At 42.6% G+C, this 15434-nt stretch carries 11 protein-coding genes and 3 pseudogenes; 8 read left to right on the top strand and 6 right to left on the bottom strand.

What is annotated here, in order from left to right:
• Positions 1-66: 66 nt before the first annotated feature.
• Positions 67-1173 (top strand): annotated as a pseudogene (locus tag HWQ58_RS25535) (nitrogenase component 1); the annotation flags it as partial.
• A gap of 184 nt (positions 1174-1357) precedes the next feature.
• Here HWQ58_RS25535 and HWQ58_RS25530 read toward each other — a convergent pair.
• Positions 1358-2620, bottom strand: a complete 1263-nt coding sequence (locus HWQ58_RS25530) for a glycosyltransferase (protein ID WP_292868973.1) — start codon at positions 2618-2620, stop codon at positions 1358-1360.
• Positions 2621-2743: 123 nt separating this feature from the next.
• On the opposite strand from HWQ58_RS25530, the gene shc reads away from it, so the two are divergent.
• The 3 genes from shc to HWQ58_RS25515 all read left to right on the top strand — a co-directional run bounded on the left by shc (position 2744) and on the right by HWQ58_RS25515 (position 8409).
• The gene (shc, locus tag HWQ58_RS25525; RefSeq protein ID WP_292869047.1) at positions 2744-4660 is read left to right on the top strand and encodes a squalene--hopene cyclase; all 1917 of its coding nucleotides are present in this window, start codon (positions 2744-2746) and stop codon (positions 4658-4660) included.
• Between the two features lie 117 nt (positions 4661-4777).
• On the top strand, positions 4778-4921 hold the full coding sequence (locus HWQ58_RS25520) for a hypothetical protein (protein WP_292868970.1): 144 nt from the start codon (positions 4778-4780) through the stop codon (positions 4919-4921).
• A gap of 371 nt (positions 4922-5292) precedes the next feature.
• Complete coding sequence (locus HWQ58_RS25515; protein WP_292868967.1) at positions 5293-8409, top strand: hypothetical protein; 3117 nt, start codon at positions 5293-5295, stop codon at positions 8407-8409.
• 33 nt (positions 8410-8442) lie between these two features.
• On the opposite strand, the gene HWQ58_RS25510 is transcribed toward HWQ58_RS25515, so the two are convergent.
• Positions 8443-8889 carry a molybdopterin-binding protein gene (locus HWQ58_RS25510; RefSeq protein ID WP_292868964.1) on the bottom strand — a complete coding sequence of 149 codons (447 nt, stop codon included), beginning with the start codon at positions 8887-8889 and terminating at the stop codon, positions 8443-8445.
• Between the two features lie 355 nt (positions 8890-9244).
• Between HWQ58_RS25510 and HWQ58_RS25505 the strand changes: the two genes are divergently transcribed.
• The 3 genes from HWQ58_RS25505 to HWQ58_RS25495 all read left to right on the top strand — a co-directional run bounded on the left by HWQ58_RS25505 (position 9245) and on the right by HWQ58_RS25495 (position 12206).
• A complete protein-coding gene (locus HWQ58_RS25505) occupies positions 9245-10042 on the top strand; it encodes a hypothetical protein (protein ID WP_292868961.1) in 798 nt (265 codons plus the stop codon).
• 349 nt (positions 10043-10391) lie between these two features.
• Positions 10392-11549, top strand: coding sequence for an XdhC/CoxI family protein (locus HWQ58_RS25500; RefSeq protein ID WP_292868958.1), 1158 nt, complete (start codon positions 10392-10394; stop codon positions 11547-11549).
• A 12-nt stretch (positions 11550-11561) separates the two neighbouring features.
• The gene (locus HWQ58_RS25495; protein ID WP_292868955.1) at positions 11562-12206 is read left to right on the top strand and encodes a nucleotidyltransferase family protein; all 645 of its coding nucleotides are present in this window, start codon (positions 11562-11564) and stop codon (positions 12204-12206) included.
• A 101-nt stretch (positions 12207-12307) separates the two neighbouring features.
• Here HWQ58_RS25495 and HWQ58_RS25490 read toward each other — a convergent pair.
• Both HWQ58_RS25490 and HWQ58_RS25485 read right to left on the bottom strand, forming a co-directional pair.
• Positions 12308-12850: pseudogene (locus HWQ58_RS25490) on the bottom strand (macro domain-containing protein); the annotation flags it as partial.
• Positions 12851-13034: 184 nt separating this feature from the next.
• Positions 13035-13238 carry a hypothetical protein gene (locus tag HWQ58_RS25485; RefSeq protein ID WP_292868952.1) on the bottom strand — a complete coding sequence of 68 codons (204 nt, stop codon included), beginning with the start codon at positions 13236-13238 and terminating at the stop codon, positions 13035-13037.
• 122 nt (positions 13239-13360) lie between these two features.
• On the opposite strand from HWQ58_RS25485, the gene HWQ58_RS25480 reads away from it, so the two are divergent.
• Positions 13361-13735, top strand: a complete 375-nt coding sequence (locus tag HWQ58_RS25480; RefSeq protein ID WP_292869045.1) for a hypothetical protein — start codon at positions 13361-13363, stop codon at positions 13733-13735.
• Positions 13736-13842: 107 nt separating this feature from the next.
• On the opposite strand, the gene HWQ58_RS25475 is transcribed toward HWQ58_RS25480, so the two are convergent.
• Both HWQ58_RS25475 and HWQ58_RS25470 read right to left on the bottom strand, forming a co-directional pair.
• Complete coding sequence (locus tag HWQ58_RS25475) at positions 13843-14772, bottom strand: cation diffusion facilitator family transporter (protein WP_292868949.1); 930 nt, start codon at positions 14770-14772, stop codon at positions 13843-13845.
• Positions 14773-14979: 207 nt separating this feature from the next.
• Positions 14980-15381: pseudogene (locus HWQ58_RS25470) on the bottom strand (molybdopterin cofactor-binding domain-containing protein); the annotation flags it as partial.
• Positions 15382-15434 lie beyond the last annotated feature (53 nt).

The following is a 15434-nucleotide window of genomic DNA, read 5'->3' as shown; positions in this document are numbered from 1 at the left end:
AATTATTTTGTTTAATTATCTAATAACATTTGGTTTAAAAATATAACAACAATAATTGTTTATCTAAATATCGTTTTTGGTGGGGAAAAGAAACTGTACAAAGCTATTGTGGATGTTGCTGATCGCTATCATCCTGCCGCTATTTTCGTTTACGCTACTTGTCTGTCTGCTTTGATTGGTGATGATATTGATAGTGTCTGTAAACTAGCTGTACAAAAAATTAATATTCCAGTTATCTATGTAAATGCACCTGGATTTGTTGGTAGTAAAAGTTTAGGGAATCGCATTGGTAATGAAACTTGATTGAATGCTGTCATTGGTACAGCAGAACCTGAATTTATCACACCATTTGATATTAATATTGTTGGTGACTATAATGTTGCAGGTGAAACGTGGAATATCTTACCATTGTTCACAAAAATGGGTATTCGCGTTCTTTCCAAAATTACAGGTGATGCTCGTTATCAAGAAGTTTGCTATGCTCATCGTGCTAAATTAAATGTAGTACTTTGCTCAAATGTAGCTATACAAATGGCACAAACTATGGAAGAACGCTATGGAATTCCTTATATTGAAGAGTCTTTCTATGGTGCGACTAACTTAAACAATTGCCTAGAGAATGTTGTGGCAAAATTAAGCATATCCTTGGGAGATAGTGTTGTTGTCCATGAGCTTCAAGAACGTACATAAAAGTTAATTGCCCAAGAAAATGCTGCTCTAGATGTTGCTTTAGCTCCTTATCTTGCTAATTTAAAAGGTAAGCGAATTCTTCTTTCTACTGGTGGTGTGAAAACTTGGTCACTGATCTTAGCAGCCCAAGACTTGGGAATGGAAGTTATTGCAGCTACGGATGGCAAAACAACACAAGAGGAGAAAGCTAAAATTAAACAATATCTTGGTGAAGATGGAATGGTTTTGTCGGACACAACTCCCCAGGCATTATTAAAGGTATTAAACCAAACAAAAGCTGATGTGTTGATTGCTGGGGCTGGAAATAAATATACAGCACTCAAAGCGCAAATTCCTTTTTTAGACATTAATCATGAACGTCATCATGCTTACGCTGGTTATGCAGGTTTGGTGGTACTAGCACGCGAACTACATGAAGCCTTGTATAGTCCTATATGGAAGCAAATTAGCAAACCTGCCCCTTGGGATGAAAAAATTAGCTAGAGGAGGCATGAACTGTCAAACCAAGCAACATTTTCTTTTTCGTGAAAGTAAATTGGTCAATAGTAAACCCGACAACTCAAGCCATCCATTGCATCCAATCGGGCGCAGATGACAGTAGTTGAGCAAAGATGGTAGGTAGTCTTTACAGCACTGTTAGTTGATCTAAGATGACAGTTCATTCGGCTTAGTTTAATTTTACGGGATAAACTCTTCCTTTCCAAGCGCCGCCGCGCCCTTGCCAGTGACGTAGTGCTGAGTCTAGAGTCATTAAAGTATAGAGAAAAGCGATCGCAGGTAAGCTCAACGCGAACCAGACAGAACATTTATAAAAGCGGATCGTCGGGTAGTAAGCGAAAGTCATTAACAGCCATCCTAATAAACCTGTAAATGCGATCGCCCAATTGCTCCAGACTGCACCCAGAATCACACATACAGGTGGAGCTAAATAAATTAGAGGCATTCCCACCAAAGTTCCCAATAGTATTAATAGTGAATAATTCAGTTGGGTATAGGCAGTACGAGCAACCATATCCCAAATCGTCGCCAGCGAGTCATAAGGGCGCAAGCTACGAGTCAAGCTACTCAATCCCAGCCAGATACGACCTTGACTGGGGATTGGGTATTTGGGATTGGGTATTTGGGATTGGAGAAGAGAGGAAAGACTTGTTGCAAGTTGTCTCCTTGTCTCCTTGTTCCCAGTCCCTCTCTTAACAGCCTGAGCCAAGGCACAATCGTCAATTAAGGCTTGGCGAATCACTTGAATACCCCCGATTCGCTCTAAAGCTTCACGGGCGATCAGAATAGATCCCCCAGCGGCGGCTGCTGTGGGATTGTTGGGATTATTCACCCAGCGAAAGGGATAGAGTTTTTGGAAGAAAAAGACAAAAGCTGGAATCAAAAGTTTTTCCCAAATGCTTTCACACCTGAGTCGCACCATTACCGAAACCAAGTCTAAATCTTCCTGCATAGCTTTCTTCACGAGTCGGCGGAGATTACTAGAATCGTGTTCGATATCTGCGTCAGTCAGTAAAAAATAATCGGGTGCAAATAAACTCGCGCTCTTTATGCCTTGCTCAACTGCCCAAAGTTTACCCGACCAACCGGGAGGCAGTGATTCACCTGAGATAATATGCAATTGCTGGGCTTTACCGACAGCGTGTGCAACCCCTTCAGCAAAATTTGCTGTCTGGTCTGTGCTACGATCGTCTACCAAAAACACGTTGAAAGAACCAGGGTAATCTTGAAGTAGGAGCGATCGCAGTGTAGTTGGTAGCAATTGGGCTTCGTTACGGGCTGGAACCACCACACAAACCACAGGTAACGATTCTAGCTGAGTTTCTGTAACCTCTAATTGCTGGTCTGTCCGCCAAAACTGTCCCCAAAAACCCAGTAATCCCAACCAAATTGTCAAGGATAAGAGCATAAATCCTAATACAATTACATCCATGACCTATTGCAAATTATCAGTGACTCAGACAGAATACTATGTCTATTGATAGAGGAAAAAAAATTTTTTCGCTGTAGTACGTGTTCATATCTAGTGTTGGGTGTTGAGGTTAAATAGTTTTTGATGCAAACACAAGACAGGGTAAAAGTCAATCAAGTCGTAGATGCGATCGCAGCTAGTCAAGAATATTTGCTTTCGATTCAAAATCCGGCAGGTTATTGGTGGGCAGAGTTAGAATCTAATGTCACCATCACTGCTGAAGTCGTCCTCCTGCATAAAATTTGGGGAACAGACCAAGCTAGACCTTTGCACAAAGTTGAAGCATATTTGCGTCAAGAGCAACGGCAGCATGGCGGCTGGGAACTTTACTATGGTGATGGCGGAGAACTTAGCACTTCGGTTGAAGCCTACATGGCGCTAAGATTGCTAGGTGTACCAGCAACCGATCCGGCGATGATTCGGGCACAAGCCTTTATTCTCCAACGGGGTGGGATCAGCAAAACTCGGATTTTTACCAAGTTACACTTAGCCTTGATTGGCTGCTACAACTGGCGCGGTATTCCCTCGCTACCACCTTGGGTGATGCTGTTACCAAAAGCTTTCCCTGTCAATATCTACGAGATGTCTAGCTGGGCACGTTCTAGTACTGTGCCGTTGCTGATTGTATGCGATCGCAAACCTGTTTTTATTGCCAACTCAACTATCAACCTAGATGAGCTATACGCTGAAGGTATCGATCGAGTCGGGTGGGAATTACCCCAAAGTGGCGATTGGACAGATTTATTTCTCACCCTTGATCGAGGTTTCAAGTTGGCAGAAAGCCTTAATTTAGTACCCTTCCGCCAAGAAGGCATCAAAGCCGCCGAAAAGTGGATTTTAGAGCGCCAAGAAGCTACAGGCGACTGGGGCGGCATTATTCCGGCGATGTTGAATTCAATGCTGGCTTTGCGGTGTCTGGATTATGACCCAAGCGATCCCATTGTAGAACGAGGTTTGCAAGCAATTGATAACTTTGCCATTGAAACAGAGGATAGTTATCGGGTACAGCCTTGTATTTCACCCGTCTGGGATACAGCTTGGGCGAGCCGTGCTTTAGTAGAATCTGGCTTTGCACCAGATCATCCAACTGTAGTAAAGGCTGGAGAATGGTTATTGCAAAAACAAATTTTAGATTACGGAGATTGGGCTGTCAAAAATCGCCAGGGAAAACCAGGGGCTTGGGCTTTTGAGTTTGAGAATCGCTTTTATCCCGATGTAGACGACTCGGCGGTGGTGGTGATGGCTCTACATTTGGCGAAACTCCCAAATGAAAAAATCAAGCAGGCTGCGATCACTCGGGCCTTAAACTGGATTGCATCTATGCAATGCAAACCAGGCGGTTGGGCTGCTTTTGATTTGGATAACGATCAAGATTGGCTTAACTCGATTCCTTATGGCGATTTGAAAGCGATGATCGATCCAAACACCGCAGATGTTACGGCTAGAGTCGTAGAAATGCTGGGTGCTTGTGATTTGTCAATTGATAGTGATAATTTGGAGCGATCGCTTACTTATCTTTTGCACGAACAAGAAACTGAAGGCTGTTGGTTTGGTCGTTGGGGTGTAAATTATATCTACGGCACCAGTGGCGTTTTGTCAGCTTTGGCATTAATCGATCCTCAAAAGCATAAACTCAGTCTAGAACGGGGAGCAGCTTGGTTAGTTGGATGTCAAAATCCAGATGGTGGTTGGGGCGAGACTTGCCGCAGCTACAACGATCCCAGTCTCAAAGGAAAAGGAAATAGTACTGCATCTCAAACTGCTTGGGCTTTAATTGGGTTGATAGCAGCAGGTGAAGCAACTGGTAAATTAGCTCTTGATGCGATCGAGCAAGGAATTGGCTATCTGGTGGCAACTCAAAAGCCAGATGGTACTTGGTTTGAGGCGGACTTTACAGGTACTGGCTTCCCTTGCCATTTTTATCTCAAGTATCATCTCTATCAACAATACTTTCCTTTAATCGCGCTAGGTCGTTATCAAGCAGTAATTCAAAAAGGTTAAGAGTAATTTATATGCGTTTGCCCTACCTCCGTAACCCTCGCCTTGGTCAGGGCTAAGGTGTACACACAAGTCATAAAAATCTAGCTTGATGAAGCTTGACTCATTCTCATACAGAGCATGGGAACCAGAGAAATAGCATTGTCAGCCGATGCAATGTCATTGTCAGTCGATGCAATGCCATTGTCAGTCGATGCAATGCCATTGTCAGTCGATGCAATGCCATTGCAGGTCAAGAGACTTGTGTGTGTACACCGTAGTTAATAAGGGAAGGGTGCGTGTCAGTGCGAGTGGAGTATCTGCCGCAAACATTTTTGAACTGGTATTATTACAGAATGTTTTTGTATAAATAATGTATATTTTTTTCATAAAGTTATGAAAAAGCTGATTGTAACAGTTGGAAAAGCGATATAAACTAACCAGCGTAAATATAGATAGTTAGCGTCGCATTGGCAACGCAGGAGCGTCACAGCCCGTCATAGACATTGCAGTTATCCTGATTAAGAAATTTCATATAAAAGCGCGTTGTTTTACTGATTTATGATTGTGGCACTTTATAACAATACTTTCAGTTTAGAACACGGAATTTCTAGTTTAGACCTTTAAAGCTTACTCCCTGAGTATAGGAGAAAATTATGGCTATTTCATCATTTACTCTTTCTTCCTTGAATGGCAACAATGGCTTTGCTATCAATGGCATTGCTGTTGAAGATCAGTCAGGCTGGTCGGTTAGCAATGCGGGAGACATCAACAACGATGGCTTTGACGATCTGATTATTGCGGCACCTTTTGCCGACCCCAATGGCAACGATTTTTCTGGGCAAAGCTATGTAGTGTTTGGGGGAACGAATGTAGCCAGAAGCGGCACCTTCAATCTCTCTTCTTTAGATGGCACTAATGGCTTCAAAATTAATGGTCTTGGTTATTATAACGGTTTAGGCTGGTCAGTCAGCAATGGGGGGGACATCAACGATGATGGTATTGACGACCTGATTATTGGGGCACCTTATGCCTCCCCCAACGGCAACTCTGGTGCTGGGCAAAGCTATGTGGTTTTTGGGGGGACGAATGTAGGAAGTGCTGGCACCTTCGACCTCTCATTGCTGAATGGCACTAATGGCTTTGCCATCAACGGGATTTTTGCGGGTGACAACTCAGGCTACTCAGTTAGCAATGCAGGGGATATCAACAATGATGGTATTGACGACCTGATTATTGGGGCACAATCTGCTTCCCCTAACGGTAATTCTCGTGCTGGGCAAAGTTATGTGGTGTATGGGGGGACGAATGTAGCAAGTGGGGGCACTTTAAACCTTTCTGACCTAAACGGTACTAATGGCTTTAGTATCAATGGGATTGCTGCGGATGACTTCTCAGGCTACTCAGTTAGCAATGCAGGGGATATCAACAATGATGGCATTGACGACTTAATTATTGGGGCATATCATGCCTCCCCTAACGGCAATCAATATGCTGGGCAAAGCTATGTGGTGTACGGAGGGACAAATGTGAGCAGTGACGGTACTCTCAACCTCTCTGACCTAAATGGCACCAATGGCTTTACTATCAATGGGATTGATTATATTGACGAATTAGGCATCTCAGTCAGTAATGCAGGGGATATCAACAACGATGGAATTGACGACCTGATTATTGGGGCATGGCATGCCTCCCGCAACTTCATAAATGAAGTTGGGCAAACCTATGTGGTATTTGGGGGGACAAATGTGGGCAGTGGCGGCATTTTCGACCTCTCTTCTCTGAATGGTACTAACGGCTTCAAAATTAACGGCATTAATTCATCAAGCTATTCAGGTTTTTCAGTCAGCAATGCGGGAGATACTAATGATGATGGCATTGACGACTTAATTATTGGAGCATTTGGTGCTTCGCAAAGTTATGTGGTATATGAGGGAAAAAATGTGGGCAGTGGAGGCAGTTTCGACCTCTCTTCCCTCAATAGCACTAATGGCTTCGCCATCAATGGCGCCATTAATGGCATTCGTGAGGCAGGCAGATCGGTTAGCAAGGCGGGGGATATTAACGGTGATGGCATTGGCGACTTGATTATTGGAGCATGGCTGTCCTCTCCTAACGGCAACCTCCAAGCTGGACAAAGCTATGTAATCTATGGCAGTGCTACCCCTACCCTTGACTTCAACGGCACCGATCAAAACGATAACCTCATCGGTACTCCCAACAACGAAACTTTTAACGGACTAGCTGGTAATGATACCTTGACAGGTAACGGTGGAAATGACAACTTTATTATTCGGGAAGGAGATGGCATTGACATCATTACTGATTTTGGTGGTATTGGCACTGGAGCAAACCCATCAGCGGCGGTGATTGGCGAATTAGACAGGTTGCAATTTTCTGGGTATCTTGACTTGAGCGCTAGCAATCTGCAACTAACTCAAAATGGCAACAACTTAGAACTCATTTTTGAGGGTGTAGCAAATACTAAAGTCATTCTGCAAAACTTTCAGCTACAAAACCTAGATAACCTTCCTGCATCGACAGCAAGACCTGCTATCGGTAATATCCTATTTGAGGAATTTGACGAACAACCTTTTATCCGCGACAGCTTTGATGTGATTGATGCCAACTCCACTCAAACTACGCTATTCAACAAAAACACCGTCACCTTTCTCAATGACTTGGATAACAACATTACAGGTTTTGACGATTCCAATGATGTGATTAATGCCCAAGGGGGTAATGACAGCATCGACGGCTTAAGTGGCAACGACCTGCTGCGGGGTGGTACTGGTGATGACACTCTTGTCGGTGGTAGTGGCAATGACACTCTTGTTGGTGGTAGTGGCAATGATACTTTTGTTGGTGGTACTGACTATGATTCTTTTGTTGTCCGAGTCGGCGATGGCAATGAGACCATCACTGACTTTGGCGGTGTGGGCACTGGGTCAGCGCCAGTGATTGCCTCGTTTGACACGTTGCAATTTATCGGCGCTGGCTTAACTGCTCGGAATCTGCAACTAACTCAAAATGGTAATAACTTGGAACTCACTTTTGAAGACGTTGCAAATACCAAAGTTACCCTGGAAAACTTTCAATTGGAAAACCTGGAAAATCTTCCCTCAAAACTTCCGACAGCAGGCATTGGTAATATATCGTTTGACGGACAAGTTTTTGTCAGCGACAGTTATGATGTCTTCAATGCCAACTGGAATTTTAGCAGCATCTTTAACACCAACAGTGTGACATTCCTCAATGACCTTAACAATAACATCACGGGTTTTGACAACTCCGCTGATGTGATTAATGCTCAAGGGGGTAATGACAAAATCGACGGTAAGAGTGGCAACGACCTGCTACGGGGTGGTGCTGGGAATGATACTCTCATCGGTGGAGCTGGCGATGATATTCTTATAGGTGGTGTGGGTGCTGACGGATTTCTGTACAACACCAATGCTGCTTTTACTAGCGTTGTTGTGGGTATTGATGCGATCGCTGATTTCAAACACTCCCAAGGCGATAAAATTATCCTGGATAAAACTACTTTTAGTGCGATCGCTTCAACTGCGGGAACGGGTTTTAGTAATGCCAGTGATTTTAAAATTACTTCTTCAGTAACGACTAGCACAGCGAAAATTATCTACGACGCTGTGAGTGGGCAGTTATTCTACAACCAAAATGGTAGTGCGGCTGGTTTTGGCAACGGCGGTCTATTTGCAACCCTGACTGGTGCGCCAACTCTCAGTGCATCAGATTTTGTGGTGCAAGCGTAGAATTAATATCTAACACCCAAAATTAATGTATTTCTATTCTCTAGCAATGACAATATCGTTAGATTTAATAACTGCATAAGCTTCTTTTCCCTCAGATAATTCCAACTCTTCTGCGGAAGCTCTAGTGATAATCGAAGTTAATTCTACTTTGTGAATAATCTCCAAAGTAACCTCACTATTAACTGCTCCATAAACAACTCGTTTAATTACACCTTTAAGAATATTGCGAGAGCTAACTTTTAGTGATTTCTTTTGAATACTACTTTCTATATCAGGCTTTTGAGTGTAGTCAATATCTTCCTGTTTTTCCTGCTGATTTGCTGGTGATATTGATGTTGAGGAATGCTGAGTGAGACTACGCACAAGTTCCCGCAGAATCTCAGTCTTAGTGCGTTGAGACTGTTCGCAAAACTCCTCTAAAATCTTCCGCTCGTCCTCTGAGGTTTGAAATGTAACCCATCCTTGTTCTTTTCTTGGCATAATAATATTATTATCAATTTTGGTTATCTTGGTAAAATTCTACCAACTATCAATTCGTTACGTCGTTTTAGTAATAACATTTTTTGTCAGTGTTTTCGGCATTTTAATCGCAAATTAATCAATTAATCTCATATAGTAAACTACATATATATTTATTTTCTTCTAGATGCGAAATATTTTGTTACTTGAAATTGTCTAAATCATCACTAAATTATTACCAACTAAGATGGTATAACGTGAAGTCTGTGGTATTTGTTGGGATAGCGATGCCTATGCAAAGGTAATCTAGCAGAAAATTCCACTGGCGATCGCGTGAGTGCCGTAGGATTATTTAACGTGAGTTCACAGCCGGGGGATGAAACACCTAAAATCACGTTCTCAAGACCTGCGGAGTTTATTTGAGAACAATATCACCATTGAATACGTGGCAGAACCCCTAAAAGCTATGCCAGCTGATGCGGAGGCGAAAGAAGTGCTGCATTGGATGCAAGCACAAAATTTTGATGTTATCGGCGTTGAGATGGGAGATATTATTAGCGGTTATGTAGAACGCTCTAGTTTGATCCCAGACAAAAAAGGTAAATGTAGCGACTATCAACGGGTGTTTCATCCCAAAGAACTAATTGCCATTTCCACCCCACTGATAAAGTTGCTACCCATTTTGCAACAAACTCCGCGATTGTTTGTCTTAGATTGCAATCAGGTAAGTGGTATTGTTACCTGTGGTGATTTGCAAAAAGCACCCGTGCGAATGTTACTGTTTGGCTTAGTAACGCTGCTAGAAATGAATTTGCTGCGGCTGGTGCGGATTTACTATCCCCAAGATTCTTGGCAAAAAGTCCTTAAACCTGAGCGCTTAGAAGTTGCTCAACGACTATGGCGAGAGAGTCAGGAAAGAAACGAAGCCACCGATTTGTTAGATTATTTACAATTCTGTGACAAGCGAGAGTTGATTTTAAATCAACCAGAACTTCTCCAGCAACTAGGACTAAAATCAAAACGGTTTGGCGAACGTTTTCTTAAGTCTGCTGAACAGTTGCGAAACCGATTAGCTCACGCCCAAAATTTAGTTAGCGGTTCCTCTTGGACAGAATTAATTTCTCTAGCAGAAGCGATGGAAAAGCTGTTAATTCATTGTGAGGAGGTTGAGTAAAGTGGTCAGCTTTCTTTAACACTATTGAACCAGCCGATCAAATCCGCTGCTGTAGATAAACCCTCTTTCAAGATTCCGTGCTAACTATAATAATAGATAAATGACTCAAATTGACAACTATCTTGCGGGGCATGATTTCAGCGATATTTTCGCTTATCTTGGATAACACAACGCCGCAATGTTTGCGGCGGGAAACAACGCAGTCAGTCTAATGCATATACTGCAATCATTAACGGGCGTCGTGTTTAATACTAGCAGCGATGCACAATGGTGCAGTCATTAGATTGTTTTTATTGGGACTGTCTACTCAAGCTGACAAACTGTTAGAAACAGAAAAATAAGTAATCCAATGAACGAATTACAAGCAATTTTAGAAGGCTTCGAGTCAAGTCAAAAAAGTGGTGAAACCACTTTCCTTGCCACTGTAGTCAAAACTCAAGGTTCTACCTATCGCCGACCAGGTGCCAAAATGTTAATGACAAATACAGGTCGGATGATCGGAACAATTAGCGCAGGTTGCTTAGAGAACGACGTATTTGAGCATACTCAACAACGAATGTCGGACGGCGAACCAATTGTTGTGACTTACGATAATACCGCCTCTGAAGATATTCTTTGGGGCTTTGGTTTGGGGTGCAATGGGACAGTGCAAGTTCTGATCGAACGTCTTGAAAAAGAAAGTACAGCGAATGCGATCGCTTTTACACAGGAATGCTTTCATAAAAAACATTTGGGTGTTATTGCTACAGTTTTTGCCTTTGAAGGCAAGGTAGATGTGAAACTTGGGTCGCGCTTACTGCTGTATCCAAATGGTAAAATTAGCACTGATATCAAAGATGCAAATTTAATTCAATCTTTGATTGCAGATACTCAAGCAGCCTTTACTAATCAAAAGTCAAGTGTAAAAAACTATCAGTTACTTTTAGGCAGTGCAGAAGTTTTTATCGAAGTCATTCACCCACCCACGCCTCTAGTAATATTTGGTGCTGGTTATGACGCTGTACCCGTAGCACAGTTTGCTCAAGCATTAGGTTGGGACGTTACTGTAGTCGATTGTCGAGCTAATGAGGCAACTAGAGCGCGATTTCCAATAGCTTGTGATGTGATTCTAAGTCGGCGAGAAATTATACATAAACAGGTATTTATAGATGTCAACACAGTTGCTGTAGTGATGACGCATAATTACCTTGATGACCTGGAAATTTTGAAAATGTTGCTGCCATCTCCTGCACGCTATATAGGGGTTTTAGGGCCAAAGGCACGTACTGAAAGATTGCTTGAAGATTTGCGTTTGCAAGGAATAGTTTATACTTCTGAACAATTAAAAAGATTACACGGCCCGATTGGAATTGACATTGGAGCAGATACTCCTGTTGGTATAGCGATCGCTATTATTGCGGAAATTCAAGCAGTGCTAACAAACCGCAGTGGTAATTTTTTAAAAAATCGCAATCAACCAATTCACCAATCCTATGAAAGCAACTTAAACTTGCTACTGACCACATAGTTTTTATCTGTTATGGTATTTCATACTGAGCAAATAGACAAAGAAAAATCAACCATAGCCATTTTAATTCTTGCTGCTGGTGCATCTACTCGTATGGGTACACCAAAACAACTATTGCTTTACCAAGGACGTAGTTTCTTGCAATATATTACAGAAATGGCGATCGCTTCAGTTTGTCAACCTGTGGTAGTAGTACTTGGAGCAAATGCAGAACAAATTTATCCCCAAATTAAGCAACTTCCCGTTACAGTAGTTAACAATCCCAATTGGGCTTGTGGAATGAATACTTCAATCAAAAGTGGTATTGAATTGTTAAATAATCTTCCGCAAAAAATAGAAGCAGTAGTTATTACACTTTGTGACCAGCCATTTGTTTCTCACCAAATTATTAATCAACTTGTTGATGCATATTATTCAACAAAAAAACCGATAATTGCTTGTGAATATGGGGGTACATTAGGTGTACCCGCTTTATTTAGTCAAATATTTTTTTCCGAACTTGCTGCTTTGAAAGAAACTTCAGGAGCAAAAAGAGTTATTAATAATAACCTCAACCAAGTGTTTTCTATTCCGTTTACGTTAGGGGACATCGATATTGATACGCCAAAGGATTACGAACAATTACAAGTTTTTTTGCAAAAATCGATGCTTAAGTAAGTATTATATTCTTTCAAGAGACTAAAATGCGACATAGATGAACACGATTAGCTTTATGCTGAGTGCTAAACGCGACCGACAAGCAGCTAAAAGGTTTTGGCTTAAAAGCACGTTGAGTCCAAAAAGTCTTCTAATGCATACAAATCCACCGAATCGAGGTCTTTGGGATGGATGACTACTGTTAATTTCTTTGTTACAAAGTCTTTCTTGGACGCAGCAATGAAGGAAATAACAATCAGTTTCGTTAAAGTCATGCGGGGAAGATTTGTCCGAGCAAGATCGGAACCAATTATCGGGATAGTAACCTCTAATCCATGACCTTTTAGCCGCACCTTTTCCCAGAGGCAACTTAACGAATACCAGATATCATCAGCAGTAGCTTTGACTTTAAAATCATTCCCCATGAAACCATAGGCATTTAAGAAGAATCGTCTATCTGGCGATCCCAACACAAGAGTTGTGCCGATTGGATATCGCCAAAATTTCCCCTTTTTTTTATTCGGTTCCCTCTTTTTGTCAGCCTTGAAAGGCTATAAAGCAATATCAATTTCAGCATCCAAGCGTTTTTGGTCGCCATGATACACTCCCGTGAGGAATTGCCCTTGGACACTTGAGGGTTTGATGACCTCCCCCAATTCCGTATCGAAAACATCGTTAGCCTATTGGAGAAAGCGGATAAGATTCTAACTATTACTATTGTGACAAATAGCTATAACTCAGATCCTGCTTTACTAAGTTATAACTCATACCTTTGTAATGGTAAGTGGTTAGATTTAAGAAAAAATCAGAGCGCAATTGCGATCGCGCTACTTGCCAATTAGTGTCGTCTTACGGTTTTGTAATTGCATCAGTCTGGAATGTTAATGCATCGACTTGTAATGCCAATACATCGGTCTGGAATGTTAATGCATCGACTTGTAATGCCAATACATCGGTCTGGAATGTTAATGCATCGACTTGTAATGCCAATACATCGGTCTGGAATGTTAATGCATCGACTTGTAATGCCAATACATCGGTCTGTAATGCCAATACATCGACCTGTTATCTTAAACCACCCTTTCTAACCTTGCCCTATCTGAAAATTTTATCTTACTGTTAATTTTTTTGTTGTAATGGGTACATTAAATGTACAATTTACTAACTATGCATGTATGGCTCCCCAAAATACAACAAACCGTTTGCGCCCTCAATTGATTAGTCAAGATATTGACTCATTCCACGGTTTGCAAACTGTCAGCACCTACAACACAACTCGTGCTGATGCCTCAACTGCCAAGTTACAGGAAGTTTATCAGACGATGTTGATTTCTCAACAAACTGAAACTGAGAAACTAGCCTTATACCGTGCTGCTTCTGATGCTGCTCGATTAGCAGAATGGGAATTTCATAATGCTGTATTAGCGATGAAAGAAGTCGTGCGCGGACAATATGGCTCAGATAGCGATCAGGCTCAAGCTGTGGGACTGAAGAAAAAATCAGAGCGCAAGCGTCCCACGCGCAAAAAGCCAGATGCGATCGCAAGTTAATCAACTTAATTGAGTTTGGAAATTAGCGATCGCTAATTGTATGATTGAGTTTTCATCGTTTCGGCGATCGCGCGATTCTTTAAATCTCTACGGCAGCAATTAATCTCTTATCTAATATCTTGCATTTGCTGATTGCTCGGACGCTCCAACTCCAAATCTTCCCAAGAAACTGGATCTTCTACAGGTTCCAGGTGAGTTGTAACGTGGGTTGAAGGTAGCACCCGAAGAATAGCAAGCTCAATTGCCTCGCATAAATCATGCCCTTGTTGCACTGTCCAAGATCCAGGCACAAGAACATGAAAGGAAACAAAGCGGCGGGTTCCAGCAGTGCGGGTTCGCAAGGCATGGAACTGGATATCCTGATGTTTGTACTCGTTAAGGATGCTCTTGATTGCGTCAATTTCTTTTTTAGGCAAAGCTGCATCCAGTAACGCGCTACTGGTTTCCCGCAGCAAACGAAATCCTGTCCAAGTAATATTTGCTGCTACTATCAGGGCGACAATTGGATCGAGTACGAGAGCGCCTGTTACCTTGACGAGGAAGATTCCAACTACCACACCACCCGAAGTCACCACATCGGTAAACAGGTGGTGAGCATCAGCCCTGAGTGTAATGGAACGCAACCGTCGCCCTGCCCGTAGCAAGATAAAGGCAACAATGCCGTTGATTGCAGTTGCAAATAGGGAGAGTGCCAACCCCCATCCAAGCTGTGTTAACGGTTCTGGATGCAACAAGCGTCCCCAAGCTTCAACAGCAATGCTGATGGCTGCCACTATAATCAACGCACCTTCTGCACCACTGGAGAAGTATTCAGCTTTAGAATGTCCAAAGGCGTGTTCGGCATCGGCTGGTTTATCAGCATAGGTCAATGCCCATAGAGCGACCAATGCTGCCACAAGATTTACAATTGACTCAATAGCATCTGAAAGCAGTCCCACTGACCCGGTTAGCAGGTAAGCGCCAAACTTTAGGGCAATAGTGACGATTGCCGCTGCAATCGACAAGAAAGCGTAGGAGCGGGCTGATCGACTACTCATCTCGGTCACGGACGTAACTACAGTGATTCCAAGCTGAGAGTACCAAATTCTACTTTAGTCGTCATCAACCCTGAGACTTCTACTGACTGGCAAAAGAAATGTATGAACTTCTTGCTCATACTGATAATGTAGCGATCGCCAATCGGATGATTGAGCTTTCATCGTTTCGGCGATGCCTACGGCTGGCTACGCCTACGCATTTTCTATCTACAGCAGCTTGTCTAATGTAATTGGCAAATCGCGGACGCGCTTACCTGTGGCATGATAGACAGCGTTAGCGATCGCTGCTGCCGTGCCGGTAATCCCAATTTCGCCAACTCCCTTGACACCAAGCGGGTTGATATGTGGATCGTGTTCATCAACGAACAACACCTCAATATCAGGAACGTCTGCGTTGACTGGTACGTGATACTCAGCTAAATCATGGTTAACAACGCGTCCTAGATTCTGGTCTATGACCGTGTGTTCCATTAATGCCATGCCGATGCCATAAATAATCCCACCAATGAGTTGACTGTTGGCTGTTTTAGCGTTGAGTATTCGTCCCACGCCAAAAGTTCCCACCCAACGCGTTACTCGCACTTCACCTAAATCAGGTTCAACGCGAACCCCTGACTATCTAATTAGTATTTAAGAGCTTGAGACTCAAGCACAGCGAGAAG

The organism is Nostoc sp. LPT (assembly GCF_017115165.1).
GTDB lineage: Bacteria > Cyanobacteriota > Cyanobacteriia > Cyanobacteriales > Nostocaceae > Nostoc.
This window is presented reverse-complemented; position numbering and strand designations above follow the sequence as displayed.